Origin of the sequence: uncultured Campylobacter sp. (genome assembly GCF_938045595.1) — a bacterium.
Taxonomy (GTDB): domain Bacteria; phylum Campylobacterota; class Campylobacteria; order Campylobacterales; family Campylobacteraceae; genus Campylobacter_B.
Genome location: NZ_CALIBB010000146.1, coordinates 1 through 2,369, shown reverse-complemented (window position 1 = coordinate 2,369; position 2,369 = coordinate 1). Strand labels below are relative to the sequence as shown.

The window sequence follows — 2,369 nt, the reverse complement described above, 5'->3', positions numbered from 1 at the left end:
TATCATGGCGCGAAATTTAAAATTTTAAAATTTTATCGCGCAAAAGTTGCTGCAACAATGGCGTGCGAAATTTTAAAATTCGACGCCATAAATAAAATTTCATAAAGTACGAGATTTTAAATTTTAGATTTAAAGATGAGCATAGAATTTATAAAATCAAATTTTAAAATTTCACTGCTCGGTTATGGCAGCGACGGGGTGGAATTTTGCACTAGCGCGCTAGCTGAAATTTTAAAATTCTAAATTACGTCGCGCTTCCGTCGTATGAAAAAATTCCACTAGAAGTAAAATTTAAAACATTAAAACCCCATAGCGGCGCAAATTCCAAATCATTAGAATTTTACTACATCACAAAGTCTCAGGCATCAAAATTCCCTTGCGATACATTCTGTCGCGATGCAAAATTTTAAAATTTAGCGCAATCGCGAGCCGTAAAATTCTATAAAATTCTGCGGGATTTTAAAGCCTAGCCGAAATTTAAAGATAAATTCCATAAATCCCTAAAGCCTCAGCAAGCTGCGAAATCCGGGCGAAATTTCAAAATTATTATTCTAAAATTTGAGCCCGTCTATCTAAAGCCTAGCCGATTTGCCCGAGCGAAAATACGCCGCGATCGCAAGGGCCACCATCGAAGCGACCATCACGTACGCCCAGCCGGGCACCGGAATGCGCTCGCCGCTAGCGTAGGAGTGCATGCCGCTTAGATAGAAATTTACGCCGAAATAGGTCATTATGACGCTAAAATACGCAAACATCGAGGCTACGGCAAAAGCGAATTGATTGTTGAGCTTAGGCATAAATCTAAAATGCACTACCACCGCGTAGATGAAAATCGTAATGAGCGCCCAGGTCTCCTTCGGATCCCAGCCCCAGTAGCGCCCCCAGCTTTCATTCGCCCACACGCCGCCTAGGAAGTTGCCCACCGTCAGCAAACAAAGACCTAGGATCATCGACATTTCGTTGATATGCGTAGCCTCCGTGATGTTGCGCGCGATCTCGGGGTTCTTCTTATCGAATAAAAACATCACGAGGGTAAAAATTCCAAGCAGCATGCAAAGCCCCAAAAATCCATAGCTCGCGGTGATTACCGAGACGTGGATCGTAAGCCAGTGCGATTTTAGAACCGGCTGGAGATTGGTGATCTGCGGATCGATGTCGCTAAGATGCGCCACCATCAGCGTTATGCCCGCCATTATCGACGTTAGCGCCAGCGAAATAGCGGATTTGCGCGAGAAAAATATTCCGCTTAGCGACAGCGCCCACGCGATGTAGATGAGCGATTCGTAGGAGTTGCTCCACGGCGCGTGCCCCGAGACGTAGCCGCGCAGCGCAAGACCCGCGGTATGCGCGATGAAAGCGACGATATTTACGACGTAAACTAGCTTAAACGCGCCGCCTAAGCGAAGAGCAGGCTTCATCATCCGCAAAAAGATAAAGATCAGAAGCAAAAATCCCGAGATAGTATAGATCGGAAAGAGGCGCTTAAAAATTTTAGCCTTATTAAATAAAATTTCATATTTTATTGTGCTCTCGCTAGGCATTAGGTTTGCGCCGTTTTGTGCTTGGTATTTTTTGACGTAGCTTAGCATCTTTTCTGCGCCGCTCCAATCCCCGCTTTCTTGGGCATAAACTACGGACGAAACGAATATTCCCATCATTTTTTTAACTTCAGCAGATTCGTTTTGATCCAGCGCATCGCCTAGATATAGCGGCGAAAGCCACTCGTTATTTTTAGCGTTCTTAACCGGAATAATTCTAAAATAATCCCCCATAAACGCCGAGTAAAAGACGTTTACGCGCTCATTTACCTTGATGATCTCTTTATCTAGCACACCGCGATTGCCTAAAGGCTTGCGGTTGATCTCCTCGACCATTTTATCGAGCTTGTAGTAGCTCTCGCCGCCTTTAAATTCAAAAAAATCCATCATACTGGCGTAGCTTTGCTTCTCGTCCATACCTAGAATTTTCTTAAGCTCCGGCTCGCTAACCTTGATAATCGGCGCACGCCTCCAGTAGCTTTGATTTAGCATAAACGAAAGCGCAGCGGCGTTATGGTTTAAAATTTCGCCATTTGGCGCCTTGTAGTCGTCGGCGCGGTAAATTTTATTTAAAAGCTCCCTAGAAACGGTATCAAAAGGCTCCATTCGCCCATCAAATCCCTGAATTACGAGGCTTGCTAGATCCTCGCTAAATTTAGGATCAAATTTCGGCACGGCTAGTTCGCCTCCCATAGTAGAAAAATTATGCGGTGGGACGGAGTCTTGCTCCGCTGCAGATTCTTGCGAAGCGGAGCCCTGCTTGGAATTTTCAGCGGCCGAATTCTGCGCGGAATTTTGCGCGGAATTTTGCGAAGCGGGATCTTGCACGAT

The 2,369-nt window shown here is 45.2% G+C and carries 1 protein-coding gene; it reads right to left on the bottom strand.

Annotated elements, in window-relative coordinates; genetic code table 11:
• Window positions 1-572: 572 nt before the first annotated feature.
• Window positions 573-2,369: cytochrome c biogenesis protein CcsA (gene ccsA / locus Q0340_RS06250; RefSeq protein WP_298082590.1), on the bottom strand; the 1,797-nt coding region annotated here is incomplete at its 5' end.